Source organism: Enterobacter sp. 22452, assembly GCF_052045065.1.
Lineage (GTDB): Bacteria > Pseudomonadota > Gammaproteobacteria > Enterobacterales > Enterobacteriaceae > Enterobacter > Enterobacter mori.
In genome coordinates this window covers 551,280-577,220 of the sequence record NZ_JBQEOB010000001.1, presented here as the reverse complement: position 1 = coordinate 577,220, position 25,941 = coordinate 551,280, and the positions used below count along the sequence as shown (strand labels likewise).

24 protein-coding genes are annotated in these 25,941 nt (G+C 55.2%); 14 read left to right on the top strand and 10 right to left on the bottom strand.

The genetic code is table 11. The annotated features are described in order from the left end of the window. Nucleotides 1-38: 38 nt before the first annotated feature. From ACTJJA_RS02810 to mntR, 7 genes are all read right to left on the bottom strand, one after another. Nucleotides 39-1,415 (bottom strand): glycoside hydrolase family 1 protein, encoded by a 1,377-nt coding sequence (locus ACTJJA_RS02810; RefSeq protein WP_440666059.1) that lies wholly within the window; start codon nucleotides 1,413-1,415, stop codon nucleotides 39-41. Nucleotides 1,416-1,564: 149 nt separating this feature from the next. Further along, nucleotides 1,565-2,605 (bottom strand): aldo/keto reductase, encoded by a 1,041-nt coding sequence (locus ACTJJA_RS02805; protein ID WP_214594333.1) that lies wholly within the window; start codon nucleotides 2,603-2,605, stop codon nucleotides 1,565-1,567. A gap of 102 nt (nucleotides 2,606-2,707) precedes the next feature. Then, on the bottom strand, nucleotides 2,708-4,231 hold the full coding sequence (locus ACTJJA_RS02800; RefSeq protein ID WP_440666057.1) for an efflux transporter outer membrane subunit: 1,524 nt from the start codon (nucleotides 4,229-4,231) through the stop codon (nucleotides 2,708-2,710). Further along, nucleotides 4,231-5,802, bottom strand: a complete 1,572-nt coding sequence (locus tag ACTJJA_RS02795; protein WP_042718973.1) for a DHA2 family efflux MFS transporter permease subunit — start codon at nucleotides 5,800-5,802, stop codon at nucleotides 4,231-4,233. Before ACTJJA_RS02795 ends, ACTJJA_RS02800 begins: the two co-directional genes overlap by 1 nt. Beyond that, nucleotides 5,799-6,893, bottom strand: coding sequence for an HlyD family secretion protein (locus ACTJJA_RS02790; RefSeq protein ID WP_010428945.1), 1,095 nt, complete (start codon nucleotides 6,891-6,893; stop codon nucleotides 5,799-5,801). The genes ACTJJA_RS02795 and ACTJJA_RS02790 overlap by 4 nt, the downstream gene beginning before the upstream one ends. A 101-nt stretch (nucleotides 6,894-6,994) precedes the next feature. Next, on the bottom strand, nucleotides 6,995-8,104 hold the full coding sequence (locus ACTJJA_RS02785) for an anion transporter (RefSeq protein ID WP_042718972.1): 1,110 nt from the start codon (nucleotides 8,102-8,104) through the stop codon (nucleotides 6,995-6,997). Further along, complete coding sequence (gene mntR / locus ACTJJA_RS02780; protein ID WP_010428939.1) at nucleotides 8,101-8,574, bottom strand: manganese-binding transcriptional regulator MntR; 474 nt, start codon at nucleotides 8,572-8,574, stop codon at nucleotides 8,101-8,103. Before mntR ends, ACTJJA_RS02785 begins: the two co-directional genes overlap by 4 nt. 183 nt (nucleotides 8,575-8,757) lie before the next feature. Between mntR and mntS the strand changes: the two genes are divergently transcribed. Next, entirely contained in the window at nucleotides 8,758-8,886 is a 129-nt protein-coding gene (gene mntS, locus ACTJJA_RS02775) for a manganase accumulation protein MntS (protein ID WP_042718971.1), read from the top strand. Between the two features lie 279 nt (nucleotides 8,887-9,165). Beyond that, nucleotides 9,166-10,749 (top strand): phosphoethanolamine transferase, encoded by a 1,584-nt coding sequence (locus ACTJJA_RS02770; protein ID WP_440666053.1) that lies wholly within the window; start codon nucleotides 9,166-9,168, stop codon nucleotides 10,747-10,749. A 160-nt stretch (nucleotides 10,750-10,909) separates the two neighbouring features. Here the strand turns inward: ACTJJA_RS02770 and ompX are convergent, their stop codons facing one another. Then, a complete protein-coding gene (gene ompX, locus ACTJJA_RS02765; protein ID WP_010428930.1) occupies nucleotides 10,910-11,428 on the bottom strand; it encodes an outer membrane protein OmpX in 519 nt (172 codons plus the stop codon). A 353-nt stretch (nucleotides 11,429-11,781) separates the two neighbouring features. Between ompX and rhtA the strand changes: the two genes are divergently transcribed. From rhtA to ybiO, 6 genes are all read left to right on the top strand, one after another. Continuing rightward, nucleotides 11,782-12,669, top strand: a complete 888-nt coding sequence (gene rhtA / locus ACTJJA_RS02760; protein ID WP_010428927.1) for a threonine/homoserine exporter RhtA — start codon at nucleotides 11,782-11,784, stop codon at nucleotides 12,667-12,669. A gap of 300 nt (nucleotides 12,670-12,969) precedes the next feature. Next, nucleotides 12,970-13,473 carry a DNA starvation/stationary phase protection protein Dps gene (gene dps, locus ACTJJA_RS02755; RefSeq protein WP_010428924.1) on the top strand — a complete coding sequence of 168 codons (504 nt, stop codon included), beginning with the start codon at nucleotides 12,970-12,972 and terminating at the stop codon, nucleotides 13,471-13,473. A gap of 361 nt (nucleotides 13,474-13,834) precedes the next feature. Continuing rightward, nucleotides 13,835-14,578 (top strand): glutamine ABC transporter substrate-binding protein GlnH, encoded by a 744-nt coding sequence (glnH, locus tag ACTJJA_RS02750; RefSeq protein ID WP_256459878.1) that lies wholly within the window; start codon nucleotides 13,835-13,837, stop codon nucleotides 14,576-14,578. A 92-nt stretch (nucleotides 14,579-14,670) separates the two neighbouring features. Next, the gene (glnP, locus tag ACTJJA_RS02745) at nucleotides 14,671-15,330 is read left to right on the top strand and encodes a glutamine ABC transporter permease GlnP (RefSeq protein WP_010428919.1); all 660 of its coding nucleotides are present in this window, start codon (nucleotides 14,671-14,673) and stop codon (nucleotides 15,328-15,330) included. Further along, a complete protein-coding gene (glnQ, locus tag ACTJJA_RS02740) occupies nucleotides 15,327-16,049 on the top strand; it encodes a glutamine ABC transporter ATP-binding protein GlnQ (protein ID WP_089598967.1) in 723 nt (240 codons plus the stop codon). Before glnP ends, glnQ begins: the two co-directional genes overlap by 4 nt. Before the next feature lie 125 nt (nucleotides 16,050-16,174). Further along, nucleotides 16,175-18,388 carry a mechanosensitive channel protein gene (ybiO, locus tag ACTJJA_RS02735; protein WP_440666049.1) on the top strand — a complete coding sequence of 738 codons (2,214 nt, stop codon included), beginning with the start codon at nucleotides 16,175-16,177 and terminating at the stop codon, nucleotides 18,386-18,388. Nucleotides 18,389-18,433: 45 nt separating this feature from the next. Here the strand turns inward: ybiO and rlmF are convergent, their stop codons facing one another. After that, on the bottom strand, nucleotides 18,434-19,345 hold the full coding sequence (gene rlmF, locus ACTJJA_RS02730; RefSeq protein WP_440666047.1) for a 23S rRNA (adenine(1618)-N(6))-methyltransferase RlmF: 912 nt from the start codon (nucleotides 19,343-19,345) through the stop codon (nucleotides 18,434-18,436). A gap of 243 nt (nucleotides 19,346-19,588) precedes the next feature. Here rlmF and mcbA point away from each other — a divergent pair, with 243 nt between their 5' ends. The 3 genes from mcbA to ybiJ all read left to right on the top strand — a co-directional run bounded on the left by mcbA (nucleotide 19,589) and on the right by ybiJ (nucleotide 20,791). Then, the gene (mcbA, locus tag ACTJJA_RS02725; RefSeq protein WP_042716255.1) at nucleotides 19,589-19,852 is read left to right on the top strand and encodes a DUF1471 family periplasmic protein McbA; all 264 of its coding nucleotides are present in this window, start codon (nucleotides 19,589-19,591) and stop codon (nucleotides 19,850-19,852) included. Nucleotides 19,853-19,978: 126 nt separating this feature from the next. Further along, complete coding sequence (locus ACTJJA_RS02720; RefSeq protein WP_440666045.1) at nucleotides 19,979-20,245, top strand: DksA/TraR family C4-type zinc finger protein; 267 nt, start codon at nucleotides 19,979-19,981, stop codon at nucleotides 20,243-20,245. Between the two features lie 285 nt (nucleotides 20,246-20,530). Continuing rightward, on the top strand, nucleotides 20,531-20,791 hold the full coding sequence (gene ybiJ, locus ACTJJA_RS02715) for a DUF1471 family protein YbiJ (protein WP_029485014.1): 261 nt from the start codon (nucleotides 20,531-20,533) through the stop codon (nucleotides 20,789-20,791). A 114-nt stretch (nucleotides 20,792-20,905) separates the two neighbouring features. Here ybiJ and ybiB read toward each other — a convergent pair whose 3' ends face one another. Continuing rightward, entirely contained in the window at nucleotides 20,906-21,868 is a 963-nt protein-coding gene (gene ybiB / locus ACTJJA_RS02710) for a DNA-binding protein YbiB (RefSeq protein WP_440666043.1), read from the bottom strand. Nucleotides 21,869-22,088: 220 nt separating this feature from the next. Here ybiB and ACTJJA_RS02705 point away from each other — a divergent pair, with 220 nt between their 5' ends. From ACTJJA_RS02705 to ACTJJA_RS02695, 3 genes are read left to right on the top strand one after another with little or no spacing between them, the layout of a single operon-like run. Next, on the top strand, nucleotides 22,089-22,622 hold the full coding sequence (locus ACTJJA_RS02705) for a fimbrial protein (RefSeq protein ID WP_440666041.1): 534 nt from the start codon (nucleotides 22,089-22,091) through the stop codon (nucleotides 22,620-22,622). 59 nt (nucleotides 22,623-22,681) lie between these two features. Then, nucleotides 22,682-23,356, top strand: a complete 675-nt coding sequence (locus ACTJJA_RS02700; protein WP_440666039.1) for a fimbrial biogenesis chaperone — start codon at nucleotides 22,682-22,684, stop codon at nucleotides 23,354-23,356. A 26-nt stretch (nucleotides 23,357-23,382) separates the two neighbouring features. Continuing rightward, nucleotides 23,383-25,926: a fimbria/pilus outer membrane usher protein gene (locus ACTJJA_RS02695; protein WP_440666038.1), complete on the top strand. Its 2,544-nt coding sequence runs from the start codon at nucleotides 23,383-23,385 to the stop codon at nucleotides 25,924-25,926. The last annotated feature ends 15 nt before the right edge of the window (nucleotides 25,927-25,941 follow it).

Genomic DNA, 25,941 nt, shown 5'->3' with positions numbered 1-25,941 from the left:
CATCAATCAGTCACAAAAACGGCCCGGCAGCGTACGGCTTACATCTCGCGTCCGTTGGTATGGATAACCTGTTTTAACCACGCATAGCTCTTCTTCGGCACGCGCTTCAGGTCTTTCAGGTCGTGGTTTTCCCGGTTGACATAGACCACGCCATAGCGCTTACGCATGTCGCCCTGGGAACTCAGAATGTCGATTAAGCCCCAGCCAAGGTAGCCAATGACCTCCGCCCCGTCCTCGAACATCGCCTCCTTCATGGCATCGATATGCGCCCGGTGGTAGTCGATGCGGTAGGTGTCATCAATCGGGTTCACGCCGTCCCAGGATTCAATCACCCCAATGCCGTTCTCAATCGGGAAGACCGGCATCCGCCAGTCGTTGGCGTAGCGGGTGATGATGGTGCGAAAGCCCAGCGGATCGATCTGCCAGTTCCACTCGGTGGCCTTCAGGTACGGGTTATTTTTCTCGCCGTGAAGCAGGTAATAGTTCACCGGCGTGCCTTCCGGGATCGCATCACTGTCCAGCGTTTTGCTGGCGTAGTAGCTGAAGGCCATATAGTCGTTTTTGGTGCGCGCAAACAGAGCTAAATCTTCGGCGCGATAGATATCGCCAAAGCCTTCCTGCTCCACCACCGCCATCACCGCCGGGCTGTAGCCCTGACCGGCAAAGACGCGCAGCAGATTCTGGTTGAGGAACTCGTCATACTGCTGGGCGCAGAAGATATCGCGCGGTTTGCAGGTGGCCGGGTAGATGAGCTGATGTGCCAGCATGCCGCCCATCAACTGGCCCGGTTTGGTCTGGTGCAGATACTCGGTCAGCGACATGTGCGCCACCATCGTATGGTGCTGCAGTTCGTACAGTTCGCGCAGGGTTTGCTCGCCTTTCATATAGCCCGAAATACGAAACGCTTCCGGCATATGGAAGATGTTCTGCTCGTTGAAGGTCAGCCAGTACTTCACGCGGTCGCCATAGCAGTCGATCATCTTTTTACCGTAGCGGATGAAGGCGTCCATTACGCGGCGGTCATTGAAGCCGTTGTACTCCTGCGCCAGCGCCAGCGGCATATCGAAGTGGTAGAGACAAACCATCGGCTCGATGCCGCGTGCGATCAGATCGTCGATAAAACGGTCGTAAAACGCGATGCCCTCGTCGTTAAAATCGCCGTCGCCCTGCGGGCAGACGCGGCTCCATGAAATCTGAAAGCGGTAGCAGTTCATGCCCAGATCCTGCATCAGATCGAAATCTTCCCGATAGCGATGGTAGGAGTCGGTCGCCACTTTCCAGTCGGAGATATTTTCCCCGGCTTCGCGAATGTCATACACCGACATCCCTTTCCCACCCTCGTTCCAGGCCCCTTCCGTCTGCATGCTGGACACCGAGTTGCCCCATAAAAAGTTGGCTGGCAGTGAATTGTTCATGGTCTCTCCCTATATGACTAGTCATTTAAAATTTCATGACTAGTCATATAGGCAAAGATGAAATTTGGATCAAAGAGGAGGATCGTTTTTTGTGAGCAGTGCGGGAAAAAAAGCCCCGGTAAGCAAAGCGCCGCCGGGGAAAAGGAAGGTTACTGTTGTGCGAGCTGGTTACGGCGATATTCTCCCTGGCGCTCCAGCATCCAGCCCGGATACTCGCGCGGCAGCGCGCTCACCGCATCCAGCTGCTTAAGCTCGTCTTCGCTCAGTCGGATCCCTGTTGCGGCAATGTTGTCGTCCAGCTGATCGACGCGTTTCGCGCCAATAATCACGCTGGTTACCGCTTTCTGGTGCAGCAGCCACGCCAGCGCGATTTGCGCGACGGAGACACCCTTGCTTTCGGCGATAGTGCGCATCACGTCCACGCAGTCGAAGGCGCGATCTTTATTCACCGGCGGGAAGTCGAACTCCAGACGGCGGCCGCCGGTTTCGCTCGTCCCGTCGCGGCCATATTTTCCGCTCAGCAGGCCGCCCGCCAGCGGGCTCCAGACCATCAGCCCAACGCCTTCGCTCTGCATCATTGGCACCAGTTCACGCTCCAGATCGCGCCCGGCGATGGTGTAGTACGCCTGCAATGACGCAAAACGCGCCAGCCCCAGACGCGCCGAAATGCCCAACGCTTTGGCTATCTGCCACGCCGCCCAGTTAGAAACGCCGATGTAGCGCACGTGGCCATGCTGCACCAGGTTATCCAGCGCGTAGAGCGTCTCTTCAATCGGTGTTGCGGGGTCAAAGCCGTGAAGCTGGTAGAGATCGATATGATCGAGCTGCAGGCGGCGCAAGCTCTCCTTCACGCTGCTGATGATGTGATAGCGCGAGCTGCCGCGCGAGTTCACCCCGGCGGTGCCCGTTTCGCCAAACACCTTGGTGGCCACCACCACATTTTCGCGCGGGACGTTCAGGTTTTTCAGCGCCTGCCCGAGTATCGTCTCCGAGCGCCCTTCCGAATAGACGTCGGCGGTATCGATGAAGTTGATGCCCGCGTCCAGCGCGCGGCCCACCAGCTGCTCGGCTTCGTTTTGCTTAAGCTGGCCAATCTTGCCCCACATGCCGTCTTCACCGCCGAAGGTCATGGTGCCGAGGCACAGTTCAGAAACAAACAGTCCGGTGTTGCCCAGTTTTTGATAACGCATAAGTGATTCCTCGCATGTCGATTGGGTACCCGATAGTTATACCCGCCCCTCAACCATCGCGAATGTGGCGTTCCTGTCCGTTTCTTGCCCAATCCTCTGAATTTATCCGCGCGGGGCGTCGCCAAAGACGTTGTAGTCCGGTAATTGCACCTGCTGATACGGTTCCCAGCCGCCGCCCAGAGCTTTGTAGAGCGCCACCAGATCGAGCGCGCTCTGCACCTGCGCCTGTGCGCGCTGCTGCTGGGCCTGCGCAAGCTGACGCTGGGCGTCCAGCACGTCGATAAAGCTGGCAATCCCCTGTCGGTAGCTGTCGCTTGCCAGGTCGAACGCGTTTTGCAGCGCGTCGATGGTCTTCGCGAGGCCCGCTTCACGCTGCTGGTCGGTGCGATAGCTCACCAGCGCGTTTTCCACATCCCCGAGCGCGGTCAGCACCGTCTGGCGATAGTCCAGCACCGCTGCGCCCTGCTGCGCACGCGCCACCTTGACGCTGGAAACCAGCCGTCCACCCTGGAAAATAGGAATGGAGACCTGCGGACCGAAGCTGTAGAAGTGGCTGCTCCAGTCGGTCAGCCAGTTAGTTTCGCTGTTGCGCAGGCCAAACTGCCCGGAGAGCGTAAAGCTCGGGAACAGCTCCGCCACCGAGACGCCGATTTGTGCCGTGGCAGCGTGAAGGTTCGCCTCCGCTTCGCGCACGTCCGGACGACGGCGCGCCAGCGTCGACGGGATGCCCGTTTGCACAATATCCGGCAGGGCAGGCATCGGCTGCACGCTTTGCAGTTCCGCATCCAGCGCGCCCGGCGGCTTGCCAAGCAGGATCGCCAGGCCGTTCATCGCCTGCCGCTCCTGCGCCTGGTACTGCGGCAGCTGCGCTTCAAGATTCCCCAGCTGCGCCCGGGCGTTTTCCACATCCATCTGCGGAGACAACCCGCCGCGCTGGCGGCTTTCGGTCAGATCCAGCGTCTGCCGGGCGCTCTCAATCTGTGTGTTCAGCGTGGCGATAATGCTCTGCGCCCCATGCAGCTGGAGCCACGCCCGGGCCACTTCGGCCTCCAGCGACACCAGCGCGTCGTTGCGCTGCTCTATCGCCGCTTTCTGCTGCGCTTCGGCGGCCTCCACCTGACGGCGCACCTTGCCCCACAGGTCGATTTCCCACTGGGCGTCGAAGCTGCCCTGGTAGAGATTGATCGGCTGCGTCAGCGGCCCCAGCGCGCCTCTGAGTTCAGGATCGACGTTATCCAGCTGGTCGTAAACGCCGTGGGATTTTAGCTCCCCTTCCAGCCCAAGCTGCTGGCGCGTCGCCTGCAGATTACCGTTCACCGACGGATAAAACGCGCCGCCCGCCTGGTTAATCTGTTCACGCGCCCCGGCGATGCGCAGCACCGTTTGCTGCAGCGTCAGGTTTCCCGCGATGGCGCGTTCAACCAGGCTGTCGAGCTGCGGCGAACCGAAGGTCTTCCACCAGCGCGGGTTGGTCGCGGCGGAGGTGGTTTGCGATTTCACCCCGCCGTCGCCCTTATCGTTCCAGTGCGTGACGGCAGGCGGTGCGGGCTGCTGGTAGTCAGGCCCGACGGCACAGCCCACCAGCAGCATCATTATCATCAGGGGGTGTAAACGTCTGTGTATCATCAATGTGCTCCTGCACTCCCCTCGCTCTTAACCGGCGAGAGCAACAAACAAAATGGGATCAGTAAAAAGGCCACCGCGCTCAGGAGGGTGAAAACGTCGATGTAGGCCAGGAAGCGCGACTGCTCGATCATGGTCTGGTACATGCGCCCGGTGGCAATTCCCGTAGGGTCGCCCACCTGGGTGGTGAAGTTTTGAATCGCCTGAGCGCTTTCGCGAATCGCCAGCTGAAACTGTTCGTTAAACGGTGAAGCGTGATACGCCAGATGGGCGCTGTGCGCCTGCGCGCGTTCGGTTATCGCCGCCGTCGAGAGCGAAATCCCAATCGAACCGGCCACGTTGCGGAACATGGTAAACAGCGCCGCCGCGTCGGCATTGAGCCGCCTCGGTATCGAGATAAAGGCAATGGTGGTCAGCGGCACAAACAGGAACCCCAGCCCAATCGACTGGGCGCTGCGGAACAGCACCAGCGTTTCAAAGTCGATATCCGGCGTCAGCGTGCGCGACCAGAAGAACGACACCGCCAGACAGGTAAAACCAAATGCAATAATCCAGCGCGTCTGCACCACCGGCATCAGCTTCAGCACCAGCGGGATGGTTAACACAATCAACACCGCACCGGGCGAAAGCACCAGCCCTGACCAGGTGGCGGTATAGCCCAGGTCCTGCTGCGCCAACTGCGGGATCACCACCGAGCTGCCGTACAGGATCATCGCCATCCCTGCCATTAACAGGCTGGAAATGGCGAAGTTGCGGTCCTTCATGCAGTGCAGATCCACCACCGGTTTTTTGGCATACAGCAGCCAGTAAATCGCGCCGATAATGCCGATAAGCGTCAGCACCGCGAAGGTGCGGATAAAGTTCGAATAGAACCAGTCGTCATCTTCACCCCGGTCAAGCATCACCTGCAGGCAGCCCAGGCCGAGGGCGATCAGGCCGATCCCCGTCCAGTCGACGGTCAGCTTCTCTTTTGATTTGCTCTCCCACGGCGGATCTTCCAGCAGCTGGTAGATCGCCAGCACCGTCACAATCCCCACCGGAATGTTGATAAAGAACACCCAGCGCCAGGAGTAGTTGTCGGTGATCCAGCCACCCAGCGTCGGGCCAAGCACCGGTGCAACGATGATGGCGATGGACGACAGACCAAAGGCCTTGCCCCTGTCCTCCGGCTTGAAGTAGTCGAGCAGCACCGACTGCTGCGTGGGCTGCAGCCCGCCGCCAAAGAAGCCCTGCATCACGCGGAACAGGATGATCTGCCACAGCTCGGTGGCGATGCCGCACAGAAACGAGCAGATGGTGAACATCACGATGCAGATTAAGAAGAACTGCTTGCGGCCAAACAGGCGACTGAGGAAGGCCGAGATGGGCAGCACGATGCCGTTCGCCACCAGGTAGCTGGTCAGTACCCAGGTGGATTCGTCATAGCTGGCCGAGAGCGACCCGGCCACGTGCGGCAGCGCCACGTTGACGATGGTGGTGTCCAGAATTTCCATAAACACCGCGAGGGTGACGACAATTGCCACCGCCCACGGGTTGCTGGCGGGCTTCCAGCTATCGTGGCTGTGGTCCGTCATTCCACCGTCACCTTCGGTTCAACCGACAGCCCCAGCGGCAGCGGCCTGTTCGGATCCAGCCCCTTATCAATCACGATTTTCACCGGCACGCGCTGGACGATTTTGACAAAGTTACCGGTGGCGTTTTCCGACGGGAACGCGGAGAAGCGCGAACCGCTGCCCTGCTGGATGCTGTCAATGTGGCCTTCAAGTTCCATGTCCGGCCAGGCATCCACGGAGACGCTGACCTTGTCACCGGGCTTCATGCGCTCCAGCTGCGACTCTTTGAAGTTCGCCACCACCCACACGTTCGGGGAGACCAGTGAGAACAGCGCCGTACCCGCCTGCACCAGCGTGCCGGGCTGTACGTTGCGTTTGGTGACGAAGCCGTCGAACGGGGCGCGGACTTCGGTATAAGAGAGATTCAGGTTCGCGTTTTCCAGCTGCGCTTTGGCCTGATCGACCTGACGTTCGCGGGCTTCAACGTTGGTTTCCTGCTGACGGATTTGTAGCTGTACCTGCTCCGCCACTTCCAGCTGCGCCTGGGCGCTGGCCAGTCCGGCCTGCGCACTGCGCAATTGGGCATTCGCAGAATCGATACTTTGCTGCGTGGTCGCACGCGGGTCAACGCCGCGCTGACGGCGGTACTCCGCCTGGGCGTTCGCCATATCGGCCTGCGCTTTTAGCACCTGCGCTTTGGCCTCGTCACGCTGGGCGGGATATTGCACTTTCGAGAGCGCCAGCTGTGCCTGCGCCTGGTGGAGCTGAGCAAGCGCCAGCCCAAGCTGCGCCTGAGCCTGATCGCGCTGGGCCGTGGTATCGCGAGGATCGATAACCACCAGCAGATCCCCTTTCTTCACGCGCTGGTTATCACGCACGCGAAGCTCGGTGACGTATCCCGCCGTTTTGGGGGCAATGGTCACCACGTCACCGTCGGTAAAGGCGTCGTCGGTCGTCTCTTCGTTACGGGTCAAAAACCACCAGACCAGCGCCACGACGACCATTACCACCACGACAACGCCGAGGATAATTAACGGTTTTTTGCCCGGGCGCTTGCGCGCATTATTGTTGTTTTCCTGCTCGTCAGCAGGCGGGTTTTGATCTTCAGCCATAAGTCAGCAACGGTCCTGTCAGTGAGCGGCATCACACTATGCCGTTCACTAAAGCTAGGACGTTGCTATACATTTGCCAGGATAAACTGACAAATAGCGCACTATATGAGAAGGAATAGTCCGAAACCGATCGCGGCTGCCCACATCAGCATCGGGACCGACCATAAATGGAAGCGCCACCAGATGCGGCGGTCGTTGGCCATGCGCAGGGCAATCAGGTTGGCAAGGGAACCGGGCAATAGCCCAAACCCGCCGATGTTTACCGCCCAGGCCAGAAGGGTGTCAGGCGGAACATAGTTGAGCAGCAGAATGGTCGACGGCACGTTGCTGATAAACTGCGACAGGCCAATCGCCGTCAGCCACAGTCCCGGCTGTGACAGACCGCTGACGCCGTGAAGCACGTTTTGCAGTGCAGGCAGCTGGATGAGCAGATAGACATCGATAAACATCGCCATGAAGACCAGCAGCAGCGTCCAGTCAACGCTCACCAGCACCCGCCGCGACAGCACTAAAAACCCGGCGGCAACCAGCAGCACGCCCGCCAGCTCAACCTTCATCTCCAGCGCGACCAAAAAGACGATATACAACGCCAGACAGCTCCAGACCAGCCGCGGCTGCCACTGTGGGCCCGTCGTGCCGCTGTGGTACTGCAGTTTTTTATCCGGGAAGGCAAACCAGCAGACCGCCAGCAGGGATAGCATCATCACCAGCGCCAGCGGGGCCATCTGCCAGGTAAAGGCGGCAAACGACAGGCCCGAACGGCCCCAAAGCAGGATATTTTGTGGGTTCCCGATGGGTGTTAACAGCGAGCCCGCATTCACGGCTAACGCTTCAAAGATAATCAGACGGCTGACCGGAATTTCACAGAGCTTACGCAGCGTGAGCGTGAGCGGCACGATGATAAACAGTGCGACATCGTTGGTCAGAAACGTCGACAGCACCGCTGCGGAAAAGACCATGAACAGAGACAGCCGGCGCTCGGTGGCAAAACGGCGCACCATTTTGCGTCCCAGAACATCAAAGTAGCCGCTTAGCTCTACCCCTTTGGTGAGCATCATTAAGCCGCTCAGGGTAATAATCGTGCGCCAGTCAATGGCCGCAGGCCAGGCGTGAGGGGTAAAGGGGACAAAGAGGCTTAAGCCTGCACCAATAATCAGTAAGAGATGAAAGAAACGGTCACGCGTCAGGGCTTGCAGGCCGGGGATGTTCATTCAGCAGAAGAACCATATTTGAGTGTAAATTCACGGAACTTCACCAGCGTTTCTTCACTGACGTGGTGCTCCATCCCTTCCGCATCCCGGCGGGCAATTTCCGGGCTGACGCCCAGTACCAGTAAAAAGTTCTCCACGATCTGATGACGCTCGCGGCTCTCCTGCGCCAGCTTTTCGCCTTCTGCCGTCAGAAACACGCCGCGCCACGGGATCATCTCGATCAAGCCCACTGACGCCAGACGTTTTAACATTTTGGCTACCGTTGGCTGGGAAACCCCCAGCCGCGCGGCCATATCGACCTGACGTGCTTCGCCAACCTCACGAATCAAATCGGAGATCAGTTCCACATAGTCATCAATCAGCTCCCGGCGATGCGCTTCACGCACCTGACGGAACCCTTCTACGTGCTCTTCAACATTCACCAGTTGCGTCGTTTTTTTTGTAGTTGGCTTACCTGCGCGACGGTTCATTGTGCTTCCTCAATGGGGGTGACGCTTCCAGCGTCCTGTAACGGAGCGCACATTGTAAACCATAGCTCTACAAGCACAAAAAATTAACGAATTAGCCATAGCTATACAATATAGCCTGTGCTATATCTGTATGTAATGCAGTCACCCTTCACGGATCGAAGGGATCAGAAATCAGGAGGTCACATGAATGAATTCAAGAGGTGTATGAACGTGTTTACCCACTCTCCTTTTAAAGTGCGCTTAATGCTGTTGAACATGCTGTGCGATATGTTTAACAACAAACCGCAGCAGGATGACAAATCTTCTCACTAAGCGGCGTCGCGGTACGCCGCTTCATTTTTCCGTCACAAACCCCATGTAAACTGGCCTCTGGCCGCCTTAATCCCGATCTTTTTTACGGATTTGCAGTCTCCCTCGCAAAACATCTGTTTAGCAACTGTTGACCTTATTTCACGCTCGCACTATCTTCTTGCAGCCCTGCACCATTTGCGGCTCGCTGAAGCGGACCCTCATTCCCTCTCCACGCACTGTCAGGCAGGCTTTGACCCTTGGCGCCAGGGTGAGCACATGGCGTTTTCATGATAGTGATCTATGAACTTAACCCTGAAAGAAACACTTGTTACCCGCAGCCGGGCCTTAAGCCCGTGGACGGGATTCTACTTTCTACAATCGCTGCTGATTAACTTTGCGCTTGGCTACCCGTTTAGCCTGCTCTACGCCGTGGCATTTACCTGCGTGCTCCACGTGCTGTGGCGGAGTGCCCCGCGCGTGCAGAAAGCATTGGTCGGGGTCTGTTCGCTGGTTGCTGCGATGTATTTCCCGTTTGGCCAGGCCTACGGCGCGCCAAACTTCAATACCCTGCTGGCGCTGCATTCGACCAATATGGAAGAGTCGACGGAGATCCTGACGATCTTCCCGTGGTACAGCTACGTGGTCGGGCTCTTTATCTTCGCTTTGGGCGTTATCGCCATCCGTCGTCAGTCAGGCGAGAAAAAATCCTGGGGTAAGATCGAAATACTCTGTCTGGTGTTCAGCACTGCCGTGGCGTTTGTCGGCCCCATCCAGAATATTCCCTGGGACGGTAAGCTACGGCTCATCAATATCGGCTATCCGGTTTTCCGCTTCGTGAAAGACGTCGTGGTTAATAATAAAGAGGTTCTCGACGAGCAGGCGCGTATGGCTGAACTTTCCACGATGAAAGACACCTGGAACGTTCTGGCCGTGAAGCCAAAGTACCATACCTACGTGGTGGTGATTGGCGAAAGTGCGCGCCGCGATGCGCTCGGTGCTTTTGGCGGTCACTGGGATAACACGCCGTTTGCCAGTTCGGTTAACGGTGCCCTGTTTACCGATTACGTCGCGGCCAGCGGCTCGACGCAGAAATCACTCGGTCTGACCCTGAACCGTGTGGTCGACGGCAAACCGCAGTATCAGGATAACTTTGTCACGCTGGCAAACCGCGCGGGGTTCCAGACATGGTGGTTCTCCAACCAGGGGCAAATTGGCGAATACGATACCGCCATCGCCAGTATTGCGAAGCGTGCCGATGAGGTTCAGTTCCTGAAAAGCGGTGATTTTGAAGCTGACAAAAACACGAAAGATGAAGCATTGCTGAAAATGACCGCACAGGTCTTTGCCACGCAGCGCACCCAGCCACAGCTGATTGTTCTGCACCTGATGGGGTCACATCCTCAGGCGTGCGATCGTACAAACGGAAAGTACACAGAGTTTGTGCAGTCCAAAGAGACATCATGCTATCTCTACACCATGACGCAAACCGACGACCTGCTCAGCAAGCTCTATGCCCAGCTGCGCAATACGGGCGACAGTTTCTCGATGGTCTATTTCTCCGATCACGGGCTGGCGTTTAAAGAGCGCGGTAAAGAGGTGCAGTACCTGGCGCACGACGATGCATTTCAGCAGAACTTCCAGGTGCCCTTTATGGTGCTGTCGAGTGACGACAAAAAGCATCGCATCATCAAAGCGCGTCGTTCGGCGAATGATTTCCTGGCTTTCTTTTCACAATGGACGGGGATTGCTGCAGAGCAGATAAAAATTTCTTACCCGTTTGTCTCAAACAAGAAGGGCCCCCCAGTTTACGTTACCAACTTCAAGTTACAGAAAGTTGACTATAACCATCTGGGTACGGATATTTTTGATATTAAGAGTAAGTGATCTCTACCGTCTCGTGCGGTCTGATGCCCTCACCTTGACCCTCTCCCACAGGGAGAGGGTACAAACACTAAAAACGGCAACCTCTGGTTGCCGTTTTGCTTTTACCTTCTAAAAAAAATCCGCCACAATGGGCGGATTTTTTACTGGCTCACCGAAGTGATTAGAAGCGGTAACCTACGCCCGCGATCCAGGTGCCAACGTCAACGTTGCGGATACGGCTCTGCTCATAGGAGAAGTCCAGAGCAACGTTTTCGATTGGGTTGAACTGCAGACCCGCGCCATAGGAGAAGCCGTAGTCGCTGTTGCTTGCAGTACGGTTCAGACCTTCGTTTTCAGTCTGCTGGAATTTACCGTAACCAACACCTACAACACCGTAGATGCTAGCCCAGTCGTTCAGGCGGTAAGCAGGACCAGCGGTGATACCGTAGTACTGACCTTTGTTATAGGTGCCGTTTTCAGTGCGATCTTTCTCGGTGTAAGTGAAAGAACCGATCACGCCCAGCGGGTTGTTGTCTTGCTCGTAACGATACTTCAGGTTGAAACCGTTAGTTTTGTTCATCACGCCCTGCATATCGCTCTGAGCGTAACCACCGGTAACGGTAGAAGTAGCAGCTACAGCAGTACCTGCGGAAACAGCCAGAACTGCGGCCAGTGCTGAAAGACATGCAATTTTTTTCATAACCACCTCAAATGTGTTCAAGTAAGTCCGTAAGTTTTAAATATATCAAAAAATTTTGCGAAACTCTTTGTGATTCGTAATGTCTAACGAGGTCTTTCCTGTAACAGAACGTTTCCAGAATCAGCTATCTCATTCAAATTACGTTAAATTTTCGCCGCAAAATAGTCATAGTGCGCGCCATCGCCGTTACATTCATCCAGATTATTCCTAATCTGACAGGCGATAAAACCAGCAATGCTTATCTATTTTACGGATTTTCCCTGGTTTTTTTTCAACAGTAGCTCAACCGTGAGCGCATATTTCCATTACACTGCGGCTTTTACCCTATTTGACATAAATTGACAGGAGAAAGGATGCCAGGGTTATCCCGCACGTCATCGGTCTGGATGCCGGTCGCTGTAATACTGATCGCCATGTTGTCGATTCAGAGTGGCGCGTCGCTTGCAAAATCACTCTTTCCTCTGGTGGGAGCGCCGGGCGTTACGGCCCTGCGTATTGCATTAGGGACTCTGATCCTCGTGGTTATCTTTAAACCCTGGCGTCTGCGTTTCAAAAAAGAGCAGCGACTGCCGCTTCTTTTATACGGGCTGGCGCTGGGCGCGATGAACTACATGTTCTACCTCTCTATTCAGACCATCCCACTGGGGATTGCCGTCGCGCTTGAATTTACGGGGCCGCTGGCGGTTGCCCTCTTCTCTTCACGTCGTCCGGTGGATTTCATCTGGGTCGTGTTAGCCGTTCTGGGGCTCTGGTTCCTGCTGCCGCTGGGTCAGAGCGTCGCGCAGATTGATCTGACGGGTGCCGCGCTGGCACTGGGCGCGGGTGCCTGCTGGGCTGTCTATATCCTCACCGGCCAACGCGCCGGGGAGGAGCACGGTCCGGCCACGGTTGCGCTGGGCTCGCTAATTGCCGCCATCATCTTTGTCCCCCTCGGTATGGCGCAGGCCACCGAATCCATATGGCAATGGTCCATTCTGCCCGTGGGGCTGGCGGTCGCTATTCTTTCTACGGCACTCCCCTATTCTCTGGAGATGATAGCCCTGACGCGTTTGCCGACACGCATTTTCGGTACGTTAATGAGCATGGAGCCTGCGCTGGCGGCTATCTCGGGGATGGTCTTCCTCGGCGAAACGCTGACGTTTACCCAGACGCTGGCACTGTGCTCCATTATCGCGGCCTCTATGGGATCAACGCTGACAATGCGCCCTGAACCCAAAGTGAAGAAAGTTGACATCAATTAATGCTCTATATTCTGCATGGCTTTCTCGCCATGCAGAATATAGGCGCCTTCCACGCTTATCATATTTCGTTACACAAACTGTCATCGTCACGAAATAATCCACAGGGCTACGAACCGTACGTTCAGAATTAAGATTGATCTGTATCAATTTCATAAAAACCCATTATTTTCATCATGATACAAACTCAACATCCTTCTTGCTATTAAACCGATAGGCAGAGCCAAACCGCAGGCAAAAAATCCGGTGCTATACTTAGTTCCGTAATTACCTGGGACACAAACATCAAGAGGATATGAGATTATGAGTACCGCTAAACTGGTGAAAACGAAAGCGTCTAATCTGCTTTATACCCGTAACGATGTATCGGATAGCGACAAAAAGGCGACCATTGAGTTGCTGAATCGCCAGGTGATCCAGTTCATCGATCTTTCGCTGATCACCAAACAGGCCCACTGGAATATGCGCGGTGCAAACTTTATTGCCGTTCATGAAATGCTGGATGGCTTCCGCACAGCACTGGTTACCCACCTCGATACGATGGCCGAACGTGCCGTTCAGTTAGGCGGTGTGGCGCTGGGGACCACGCAGGTGATTAACAGCAAAACGCCTCTGAAAAGCTATCCGCTGGATATCCATACCGTTCAGGATCACCTGAAAGAGCTGGCGGACCGTTATGCCATCGTCGCGAACGACGTGCGTAAAGCCATCGGCGAAGCGAAAGACGAAGACACGGCTGATATCTTCACCGCCGCCTCTCGCGACCTGGATCAATTCCTGTGGTTTATCGAATCTAACATCGAATAAGCCATACGAATTACCGATGACACCCTCGCCTCTGGCGGGGGTTTTGCACATTTATGGTGCGCACTTTTGCACTGCACACCTGCAAAAGTGAACGAAATGTAATAATCACCTCACACAACCGTTAACGGAAGATTGTTTTTCCGTCAGAATCTGCGCTAAATATCACCTCGTCAGATACGCCAAATGAGTCGCACCAAAATGGTGCCTCACGCTGGTGCAACACGACATCATTGCTCCATTTTTTGTGCAATGCGTGACATCATCCCCTTTGTAAAACAACAGCTTGTAAAGTTGGCACGATTTTTTCATGGTGCCTGTCGTTCTCGCAGGGGATCGCCCCGTGGTTATAAAAGGAAATGCTATGAAGTCTGTATTAAAAGTTTCACTGGCTGCACTTACCCTGGCTTTTGCAGTGTCCTCTCAGGCTGCCGACAAACTCGTTGTGGCGACCGACACGGCGTTCGTTCCGTTTGAATTCAAACAGGGTGACAAATACGTTGGTTTTGACGTGGATCTGTGGGCTGCGGTCGCAAAAGAACTCAAACTGGACTACACACTGAAACCGATGGACTTCAGCGGCATCATCCCTGCGCTGCAGACCAAAAACGTTGACCTGGCACTGGCGGGTATCACGATTACCGAAGAGCGTAAAAAAGCGATCGACTTCTCTGACGGCTACTACAAAAGCGGCCTGCTGGTGATGGTGAAAGCCGACAATAACGACGTAAAAAGCGTAAAAGATCTCGACGGTAAAGTGGTGGCAGTGAAGAGCGGTACGGGTTCCGTTGATTACGCGAAAGCGAATATCAAAACCAAAGATCTGCGCCAGTTCCCGAACATCGACAATGCCTACATGGAACTGGGTACCAACCGTGCTGACGCCGTTCTGCACGATACGCCGAACATCCTGTACTTCATCAAAACCGCGGGCAACGGCAAGTTCAAAGCGGTCGGTGATTCTCTGGAAGCACAGCAGTACGGTATCGCGTTCCCGAAAGGCAGCGACGACCTGCGCACGAAAGTTAACGGCGCGCTGAAAATCCTGAAAGAGAACGGCACCTATAACGAAATCTACAAAAAATGGTTCGGTACCGAGCCTAAATAATTTACCTGAATTCAGGTTTGTAACGCCCGGTGGCGCTCACGCTTGCCGGGCCTACGTTTTTCGTTTTTTACCACGGTATACAGGAATACATCATGCAGTTTGACTGGAGCGCCATCTGGCCTGCCATTCCTCTCTTGCTTGAAGGCGCTAAAATGACCCTGTGGATTTCGGTCCTGGGTCTGGTTGGCGGGTTGATTATCGGTCTTGTCGCCGGTTTCGCCCGCACCTACGGCGGCTGGATTGCAAACCACATCGCACTGGTTTTCATCGAAGTGATCCGCGGCACCCCGATTGTCGTGCAGGTCATGTTTATCTACTTCGCCCTGCCAATGGCTTTCAACGATCTGCGCATTGACCCGTTTAGCGCCGCCGTCGTGACCATTATGATCAACTCAGGCGCTTACATCGCGGAAATCACCCGCGGTGCGGTGCTGTCGATTCATAAAGGTTTCAGTGAAGCGGGTCTGGCACTGGGGCTTTCCCGTCGCGAAACGATCCGCCACGTGATTCTGCCGCTGGCGCTGCGCCGTATGCTGCCGCCACTGGGTAACCAGTGGATTATCAGCATTAAAGACACATCGCTGTTCATTGTTATCGGCGTGGCTGAACTGACCCGTCAGGGGCAGGAGATCATTGCGGGCAACTTCCGCGCGCTGGAAATCTGGAGTGCGGTAGCCGTTGTCTATCTGATCATCACTCTGGTTCTGAGCTTCGTTCTGCGTCGTCTTGAAAGAAGGATGAAAATCCTGTGATTGAATTTAAAAACGTTTCCAAGCACTTTGGCCCAACCCAGGTGCTGCACAATATCGATTTGAGCATCAAACAGGGCGAAGTGGTGGTGATTATCGGGCCGTCCGGCTCCGGTAAATCCACCCTGCTGCGCTGCATCAACAAGCTGGAAGAGATCACCAGCGGCGATTTGATCGTCGACGGCCTGAAGGTCAATGACCCGAAAGTGGATGAGCGTCTGATTCGTCAGGAAGCGGGCATGGTGTTCCAGCAGTTCTACCTGTTCCCGCACCTCACGGCGCTGGAAAACGTGATGTTTGGCCCGCTGCGCGTGCGCGGGGCGAGCAAAGCGGCGGCGGAAGCGCAGGCAAAAGATCTGCTGGCCAAGGTCGGCCTGGCCGAACGTGCGCACCACTACCCTTCCGAGCTGTCCGGCGGCCAGCAGCAGCGCGTGGCGATTGCCCGCGCGCTGGCGGTGAAACCGAAGATGATGCTGTTTGATGAGCCGACTTCCGCGCTCGACCCGGAGCTGCGCCACGAGGTGCTGAAAGTCATGCAGGATCTGGCCGAAGAAGGGATGACGATGGTGATCGTGACCCACGAAATCGGCTTTGCTGAAAAAGTAGCGTCCCGCCTGATCTTTATTGATAAAGGCCGTATTGCTCAGGACGGTAACCCGCAAGAGCTTATTGCCAACCCGCCAGGGCAGCGTTTGCAGGAGTTCCTCCAGCACGTCTCCTGATCCCTCGCGTCACCCCGAGCCGGGCCCTGCCCGGCTTTTTTACGCCAGATTGTTCCCAAAAATTCCCCTCCGCGCCTCGACTTCTATACTTATCATTTTGTTCGACATTTTCACCGGAGGGTGCCGTGCCGTGGATCCTGTTGCTGTTGATTAGCCTGTTTAGTACGCCAGCGTTCGCCGTCGCGATCCCTGGCGTCACCACCGGAACCACCGCGACGAAGGAAAGTACGCCGCCACCGGAGCCCGATGTCGAAAAGAAAAAAGCCGCCTACGGCGCCCTTGCCGACGTGCTGGAAAACGACGCCGCCCGGCAAGAGTTAATCGGTGAGCTTCGTAAAGTCGCCGCCACGCCATCCCAGGAGGCCGTTCCGGCCATCACTCCGCCCCAGGTGGAAGAGCAAAAAACTGTGCTGGAAAACGTCACCGACGTGAGCCGCCACTATGGAGAGGCCCTCTCCTCTCGTTTTGCCCAGCTTTACCGAAATCTGATTGGCTCTCCGCATAAGGCCTTTAATCCCCAGACCTTTTCCAATGCCGTAACGCAGTTTTTAATGCTGGCCGCCGGCGTGTTTATTTTTTACTGGCTGGTACGCCTGTGTGCCTGGCCGCTGTACCGCAAGATGGGTATCTGGGGGCGGAAAAAAAACCAGCATAAAAGCAGCTGGCTGCATCTCCCGGCGATGGTCGCCGGAGCCTTTATCATCGATTTACTGCTGCTGGCGCTGACGCTGTTTGTCGGTCAGATCCTGGCCGATCGCCTCAATACGGGTAATAAAACCATTGCCTTCCAGCAGGCGCTCTTCCTCAATGCATTTGCGCTCATCGAATTTTTTAAAGCGGTGCTGCGCGTCATCTTTTGCCCGCGCGTGCCTGAACTTCGCCCTTTTAATATTAAGGATGAGAGCGCGAAATACTGGGCCGTGCGGTTAAGCGTGCTCAGCGGCCTGATTGGCTACGGCCTGCTGGTGGCCGTGCCAATCATCTCCAACCAGGTCAACGTGCAGTTTGGCGCACTGGCGAACGTGCTGATTATGCTCTGTATTACCGTCTGGTCGCTGTACCTTATCTTTCACAATAAAAAGGCGATCACCGAAAGCCTGCTGCATTTGGCCGACCGTTCCCTCTCCTTCTTCAGCCTGTTTATCCGCGCCTTCGCGCTGGTGTGGCACTGGCTGGCGAGCGCCTACTTTATTGTGCTCTGCTTCTTCTCGCTGTTTGACCCGGGAAATAGCCTGAAATTTATGATGGGGGCGACGTTCAAAAGCCTGGCGATTATCGGCGTTGCGGCTTTTGTGTCTGGCCTGCTGTCCCGCTGGATCTCGAAAACCATCACCCTGTCGCCGCAGGTGCAGCGGAACTACCCTGAACTGCAAAAACGGGTGAACGGCTGGATGTCAGTATCGCTCAAAGTGGCGCGCATTCTGACCGTCTGCGTGGCGATTATGCTGCTGCTGAACGCCTGGGGACTGTTTGATTTCTGGAACTGGCTGCACAACGGCGCGGGTGAAAAAACGGTTGATATTCTGATTCGTATCGCGTTGATCCTGTTCTTCTCCGCCGTCGGCTGGACGCTGCTGGCGAGCCTTATCGAAAACCGTCTGGTGTCCGATATTCACGGCAGGCCCCTGCCCAGCGCGCGGGCAAGAACGCTGTTAACGTTGTTCCGCAACGCGCTGGCGGTGATCATCAGCACCATCACCATCATGATTGTGCTCTCGGAGATCGGCGTGAATATCGCCCCGCTGCTGGCGGGTGCCGGGGCGCTGGGGCTGGCGATCTCCTTCGGCTCACAAACGCTGGTGAAGGATATTATTACCGGTATCTTTATTCAGTTTGAGAACGGGATGAACACGGGCGACCTGGTGACCATCGGGCCGCTGACCGGCACCGTTGAGCGAATGTCCATCCGCTCCGTCGGCGTGCGTCAGGACACCGGTGCGTATCACATTATTCCGTGGTCATCGATTACCACCTTTGCCAACTTCGTGCGCGGGATTGGTTCCGTTGTGGCGAACTACGATGTGGATCGCCACGAGGATGCGGACAAAGCGAAGCAGGCGCTGCGGGATGCGGTAGAAGAGTTGATGCAGATGGACGATATTCGCGGGCTGGTGATCGGTGAGCCGTCGTTTGCCGGGATTGTCGGGCTGACGAATACCGCATTCACCCTGCGCGTCTCGTTCACTACCCAGCCGCTGAAGCAGTGGACGGTGCGTTTTGCGCTCGACAGCATGGTGAAAAAGCACTTTGATCTGGCGGATGTGCGGATGCCGGTGCAAACGTATCAGGTATTGCCGCCGCCCGCATCGCCGCTCCCACCGCAGGAGCCGACGCTGTAACCGAGCCGGGTGGCGGCTTCGCCTTACCCGGCCTACGACGGGGTACTATTTGCGACGTTTGTTATTGTCCATAAACGTCCAGGCAATAAAGCGGCTCTGTTTCTGGCCTTGCGACATCTCTTTCTTCACCACTTTCACCGCACCGGCTTCGGTCAAGGCGCGGTAGAGCGGCGGCAGGTTATCGCCGCGCGACACCAGCGACGTAAACCACTTCACCTGACGGCCGAACTGTTTACTTTCTGCAATCATGCGCAGGATAAACGCGACTTCGCCTCCTTCACACCAGAGCTCCTGCTGCTGGCCGCCAAAGTTCAGTGCGGCATCTTCCGCCTGCCCCAGGTTACGGCGCTTACGCTCGCTGCCCGCGCGTGCTGTGGCAGCAGAATCATGGAACGGCGGATTACACATCGTGGCATCGTACTGTTCGTTCTTATGAATAATGCCGTTGAAGATGGATTTGTCATCTTTCTGACGACGTAAACGGATCGCCCGGGTTAAACCTGGATTCGCGTTAATAATCGCCTGCGCACTGGTGAATGCCTCGGTGCCAATTTCACTGCCGGTAAAACGCCATTGATATTCATGCGCGCCAATGAGCGGGTAAATCAGGTTTGCCCCGGTGCCAATATCCAGGATTGTCGCCTGCTGCGGAACGACGCCATCATTCCCTTCCGCAAGAAGATCGGCGAGGTGATGGACGTAATCTGCGCGGCCAGGCACGGGTGGGCAGAGAAAGCCTTCGGGGATATCCCAGTGCGTCACGCCATAAAAATGGGCCAGCAGCGCTTTGTTCAGCGTTTTGACCGCCAGAGGATCGGCAAAGTTGACCGAGGGTTCACCCGCAGGCGTCTGTACAATAAAGTCCTGCAACTGAGGGCAGCTCAGGCACAGCGCTTTCATGTCATAGCGGCTGTTATGGCGGTTACGCGGGTGCAATCCCGGCTTTTGGGCAGTCATGGCATTCTCCTTTCAACAGCGGCGTAAGATACCCTTTGCGGACCCAACGGTAAATAACTGTCTGCCCAACGCAAAAACACACCGGAAATCAGTCACCTTTATGTCTATGATCTGTCAGCAAATTGTCAATTTACATCGTTCAAAAAATAAGCAGATCATCATCAAATTTTTGCGCTAAATCACACTCGTCGGGCTTCTAAACTTAAAGGGAATCACCTGTTGTTTCCCCCTGAGGATGTGATTATGAAAAGATATATGACCCTTGTTGTCGCGGGTGCGCTGGCAGCCGCATCTTTCTCTGCCTGGTCCGTTCAGTCACTGAATGAAAACACAGACACCAGCCAGCTGCGTGCTGCCGGTACCGTCTCCGTCAGTCGCGCGAGTAACCTTGACGATCTCCAGGATAAGCTGGCTGAAAAAGCACGTCAGGAAGGTGCCAAAGGTTTCGTGGTGAATTCCGCTGGCGGCGATAACCACATGTATGGCACAGCAACCATCTACAAATAACCGTTCGACCTTCCTCCCGACTGCATCTGCCCCAACAGATGCAGTTTCTTTATTCCTGTCTTGACCGTACGATTTTTAACCCCACATTAGCGTTATGTGTTTTATAAAACCAAACAGGAGAACGCCATGGCTTCCGGTTGGGCAAATGACGACGCCTTAAACGAACAGATCAACAGTACGATTGAAGATGCTGTAGCCCGCGCTCGCGGTGAATTACCGCGCGGTGAAAGCCTGCAGGAATGTGAGGAGTGTGGCGACCCTATTCCCGAGGCGCGGCAAAAAGCCATCCCTGGGGTAAGGTTATGCATCACCTGCCAGCAGGAGAAAGATTCAAAAAACACTTCACATTCGGGATATAATCGCAGAGGATCGAAAGATAGCCAGTTACGTTGACTTTCCTTTACCTAAGTCAACGGAGCAAGCGAATACGTTTACGCTCACGAATTTTCGTACGTCGCGTAGCAAAATGTGCCCTTCATCTTCTCTCTGTAAAGCGCATCGATAAGAACTGTAAAGCGCCCTTCTGAATTTATTAATATTCAATAACTTATTTGTCATTCAATTTTTTTGATTGACCACGTCAATTCTCTTCGATTTTATCTCTTAAGAAAAACCGTGATACTTATCACATCGACGGAACATCGTCCCTTTATCAGAATAACCTGCGAGAGATTAATTATGAAAACCATCAAATATGCTGTAGCTGCTGTTGCCCTGTCTGCTCTGTCTTTCGGCGCTTTCGCTGTAGAGCCAGTGTCTTCTACTCAGGCACAGAACATGAATAAAGTGGGTGTGGTAAGTGCAGAAGGCGCGACCACGCTGGACGGTCTTGAAGCCAAACTGGCTGAGAAAGCTGCTGCTGCAGGCGCAAGCGGATACACCATCACCTCCGCTAACGGCAATAACAAACTGAGCGGTACTGCGGTTATCTACAAATAATCGAACGAATTATGCTCCACCCTCACCGTACCCTCTGGTGAGATGCTCCACCCTCATTGACCCTGTTGTTACCCTTTGTTTGCCCGTCCGCCACTGGACGGGCTTTTTTTTTGCTTAAAACGACTGCGCCACGCGCTGCAGCCCGGCGTCGACGGTTTCTACCTCGCCCGTAGCCAGTAAACAGCAGGCCATTTGCAGCTTGATAGCGTGCGGAACGGGCACCTTCCCGGCAAGGCATTGTTCAATCCAGCGGGCGGTTGTCAAAGGATCTTTCGCGAGAGGCAGAATCACATCGCTGTTCTCTTCTCCGCGCTCAAGCACAACGCGTGTGCCGGAAGCATCGATCAGCGCGATCTGCGGGCAGCGCTGCGGGTTGGCGTAAACTTCCCCTTCGGTTCCGTGCATCAACAGCGCTCGCCCGCCAATCTCTGCAAAAAACGTCCCGACTCGCGATATGTATTCCGGATGTGAGACGCTGGAGAGGCGCAGCGCAGCATCTTCTGCAAAGGGGGTCGCCAGTTTTGCGAGCGTATGCGCGCTGTTTCGCACGCCCATGCGCCAGCGCATACCCAACTGCTGCTCAAGCGGCGGGCACAATGCCTTAACGGGAAGATAGACCGGCTCATGCCCGTCCAGCTTCGCCTGTGCCTGCCCGGCGTGGAGCGTTGGCTCAATCCCCAGCAGTTCAAAGATCGTTTCCGTCAGCACCCGAGTGGGATCTTCACTCACGCCGTGCACCACGACCGGGAATCCAAGCTTATGCAGCAAAATCGCCAACAGCGGCGTGAGGTTAGCCTGCTTGCGCGCGCCGTTGTAGGAGGGAACGACAATCGGCATCGGTTTAGCGACGGGTGGCGTTAAGCGCAGCATTTGCTCCTGCATGGCTTCATAGAAGCCGCGCATCTCCGCTTCACCTTCACCTTTAATACGTAGCGCAATAAGGATCCCACCCATTTCCAGATCGGGCACATCACCGTTCAGCATATGGGTGTACAGGGCGCGGGCCGTTTCCCGATCCAGGTCACGGGCGTGGTTCTTTCCACGCCCCACCTCTTTGATAATTTTACGATAATCCACGACATCTCTCCTTGCGGCTCTTTGCAGTTACTATAGCCCTGATAAATGCCTGCCGGGTAATCATTTTCCTCTCCCGGAAGCCTGCGAAGATGCTTTGAGGATAAAAGTGGTCTGAAGATAAATTGAGCGAAAAATAATTCTCAGCGATAGTTCACACCGAATTAATCAGCCACGTGATGATTAATGTCAGAAGTGTCACACTTTCATTCAGAGGATTAAAATGAAAAAATTTATTATTGCGGGCATCGCTGCCGGGATGGCGTGTGCTTCGGTTTCTGCATTTGCATCCAGTGGTGAAGGGCAAATTAATTTCACAGGTGAAATTATTGACTCTGCATGCACGGTCGTAAATGGTTTAAGTAACCCACTTGATGTTTCATTAGGTAAGGTGGCTAAATCTGCATTTACCGGAAGCGGTTCGACGACGTCGACAACCCGCTTTAGTATTCAGCTTAAAGATTGTCCCGAAACCGTTACCAGTGCCTCAGTGACGTTCGGCGGGACGCCGGATAGTGGCAATAAGGATGTCCTTGCTGTGACGTCCGGTACCGGTGCTGCATCGGGTGTGGGTATTCAGTTGCTGGATAAAACAGAAAACCCACTGAGTTTATATACGGCTTCCGCCGCATATGCCCTCACTTCAGGGACAACAACGAACGATCTGCAGTTTGGTGCACGCTATATCCAGACCGGACAGACTATTTCTGCCGGACTGGCGAATGCCGCATCAACCTTCACCATTGTTTACAACTAATACAACAGATATTAGCTACCCCGGTAGTTAATATCTGTTATTTTTATTATGGTTTCACTATGCGAAAATATCTTCTGGCCTCCTCCTTTTTATTCATCGCTTCTGTCGCCCATGCGGGTATTACCATCGGCGGCACGCGCGTGGTTTACCCGGAAAATAAAAAAGAATCCTCCATTGGGATCGAAAATCCGGACAATCTCGATTATCTGGTGCAGTCATGGGTCGAAACGGAAGATAAAGTACGCGAAAAAGCACCGTTCCTGATTACACCACCTCTGTTCCGCCTTGATGCGAAGCAGGACAACGTTCTGCGCATCATCAGAACCGGGGGGAATTTACCTGGCGATCGTGAATCCCTGTTCTGGTTGAATATTAAATCTATTCCCTCTTCCGCGCGCAATGAAAACACCAACACGCTGCAGATCGCGATTAAAACCCGAATTAAGCTTCTCTATCGCCCGGCGAGTATTACCGGGAAACCGGAAGATGTCGCCACGCAATTATCCTGGCACGCGCAGGGTAACCAGCTTATTGTCGAAAACCCCACGCCGTTTTACATGAACTTCCAGGAAATAAAGCTGGACGGTAAAAAAGTTGACAAAGCCACCTATGCCGCACCTAAAAGTGAAACGCATTTCACCACGCCGGGAAATATCACCGCGCACTCGGTAAGCTGGAAAATCATTAATGACTACGGCGGCATCAGCCAGCCATATACCGCGCAAATTAAATAATCATCCAGGGATAGCTGGAAATAATTATGAGCTGGGAATACACCACCAAACCGCCCAAACAACATGGACGCTCAATGCTTATTGCACTGGGGTGTACCTTGCTGGGTGTTTGCGTGCAAAAAGTTCTGGCCGAAGATTATTTCAACCCGGCGCTGCTGGATATCGACAATCCCAGTCAGGGGAAGACGGATCTCAGTATTTATGAGATCGGCCCTGGCCAGGCGCCGGGTAAATATCACGTCGACGTCTTCGTGAACAATAATAAAGTGGCAAGTAAAGAAATTACGTTTACGCTGAAAAAAGATGCCAGCGGGAAATCGATCCTGCAGCCGTGCCTGAGCGCGGCCCAGCTAAAAAGCTTCGGCGTTAACATTGATAAATTCGTGCCGGATGATAAGGCTCAGTGTATTGACCTGAGCCTTATCCCTTCCGCCAGCGCCACGTTCCACGTAAATCCACAGCAGTTGCTGTTAACCATTCCCCAGACCGCTATCACCCAGGTACCGCGCGATTACGTCGACCCGCAGGAGTACGACGAAGGGATAAATGCCCTGCTGCTGAACTACAGCTTCACCGCCGGGGACAACCACGGTAAGGGCGAAAACGGTACCGACCAGCGCAGCGAGTTTCTTAACCTGCGCCCGGGTCTTAACCTTGGGGCGTGGCGCTTGCGTAACTACTCCACCTGGAGCAAAACCAGCGGTGACGGTGATGCAGAAAGTGAGTTTTCGTCGGTCTACACCTATGCCCAGCGCGATATCATCGCCCTTGGCAGCAACGTCAAATTCGGGCAAAGCTCGTCCCCCTCCGATGTATTCGACAGCATCTCATACACCGGGGCGCAGATCGCGTCGGACGACGACATGCTCCCGGACAGCATGAAAGGCTTTGCACCGGTGATCCGCGGAACAGCGCACAGCAACGCCCAGGTTATCGTCCGCCAGAACGGTTACGTCATTTATCAGAACTATGTCGCCCCCGGCGCGTTTGAGATTAACGATCTCTACCCCACCGGCGGCAGCGGCGATTTGAACGTCACCGTTAAAGAGACGGACGGCAGCGAACAACATTTTGTGGTGCCCTACGCGTCGGTGCCGGTCTTGCAGCGTGAAGGCCGCTTTAAATACAGCCTTACCGCTGGGCGCTATCGCAGCTACGACAGCGACGTTGAGAAAACGCCTTTCATGCAGGGCACGGCAATCTACGGGTTGCCTTACGGCTTTACGGCCTACGGCGGCGTGCAGGCCAGCCAGTACTACGATGCGCTGGCGCTGGGGTTCGGTAAGAACATTGGCGATCTCGGCGCGTTTTCGGTGGACGTTACCGACGCCAGGTCAGAGATGCAGGACAAGGATCCGACTCACGGCCGCTCCTGGCGCATCCGCTACAGCAAAGATTTTGCCACCACCGGCACCCATTTTTCCCTTGCCGGCTATCGCTATAACAGCAAGGGATTCTACACCCTGCAGGACACCCTGGAATCGCATACCCACAATGACGACTGGGAAACGCCGGACACCCGACGCAGCCGCGAAGAGGCCACTGTCGATCAGTCTCTGGGCGGTTCGTTCGGTTCGCTGACCTTAAGCCTGGTCAAAGAGAACTACTGGAATTCAAGCCAGGGAATGACCTCAATGAACCTGGGTTACAACAACTCGTGGCACGGCATCAGCTACGGCCTGAGCTACGGGCTGGATAAAAACACCCGTGACGGCAGCGACGACAACAACGAAAAAACCAGCGAGCAGACCATCGCCTTCAACGTCTTTGTACCGCTCGATCGCTGGCTCAGCAACACCTGGGTGAACTACAACCTGAGCAGCACGAAACACGACACCACCCAAAGCGTGGGCCTGAACGGCACCGCGCTTGCTGGCAATAACCTCAGTTGGGGCGTTCAGCAGGGCCACAGTCAGAGCAGCGGCGACAGCACCAGTCTGAATGCCGATTACAAAGGTACCTACGGTGAAGTGAACGCCGGATACTCGCAGGATAACACCCAGCAGCAGGTTAACGTCGGCCTGCAGGGCAGCTTGATCGCGCACGCTCACGGCGTCACCCTCGGGCAGCCAATGGGGGAAACCGTGGCGCTGGTAGAAGCGCCAGGCGCAAGCGGCACCAGTATCACTAACCAGACCGGGGTCAGTACCGATTTCCGCGGTTACGCCATCGTGCCGTACGTCTCGCCGTATCGCCACAACACCCTTGCCCTCAACACCGAAACCTTGCCGGGCAACGCCGATATGGACCAGGCGGCGAAAACCGTCACGCCAACACGCGGAGCGGTGGTGCGCGCACATTACAACACCCATGTGGGTAGCCGCGTCCTGATGACCTTGCATCGCGCCGACGGACGTCCGATCCCGTTTGGCGCAACCGCTTCGCAAGCGCATGGGGACGGCGAATTTATCGTGGGAGACGGTGGAGAGGTCTATCTGACCGGGATGCATCCTAAAGGCACGATCAACGTCAGCTGGGGTAAAGAGGCTGGCAGCCGCTGCTCCGCCACCTATCACCTGCCGTCGGCGAGTGATGACCACATTATTAACATCACTGCCCAGTGCGTATGACAACCACACAGGAGA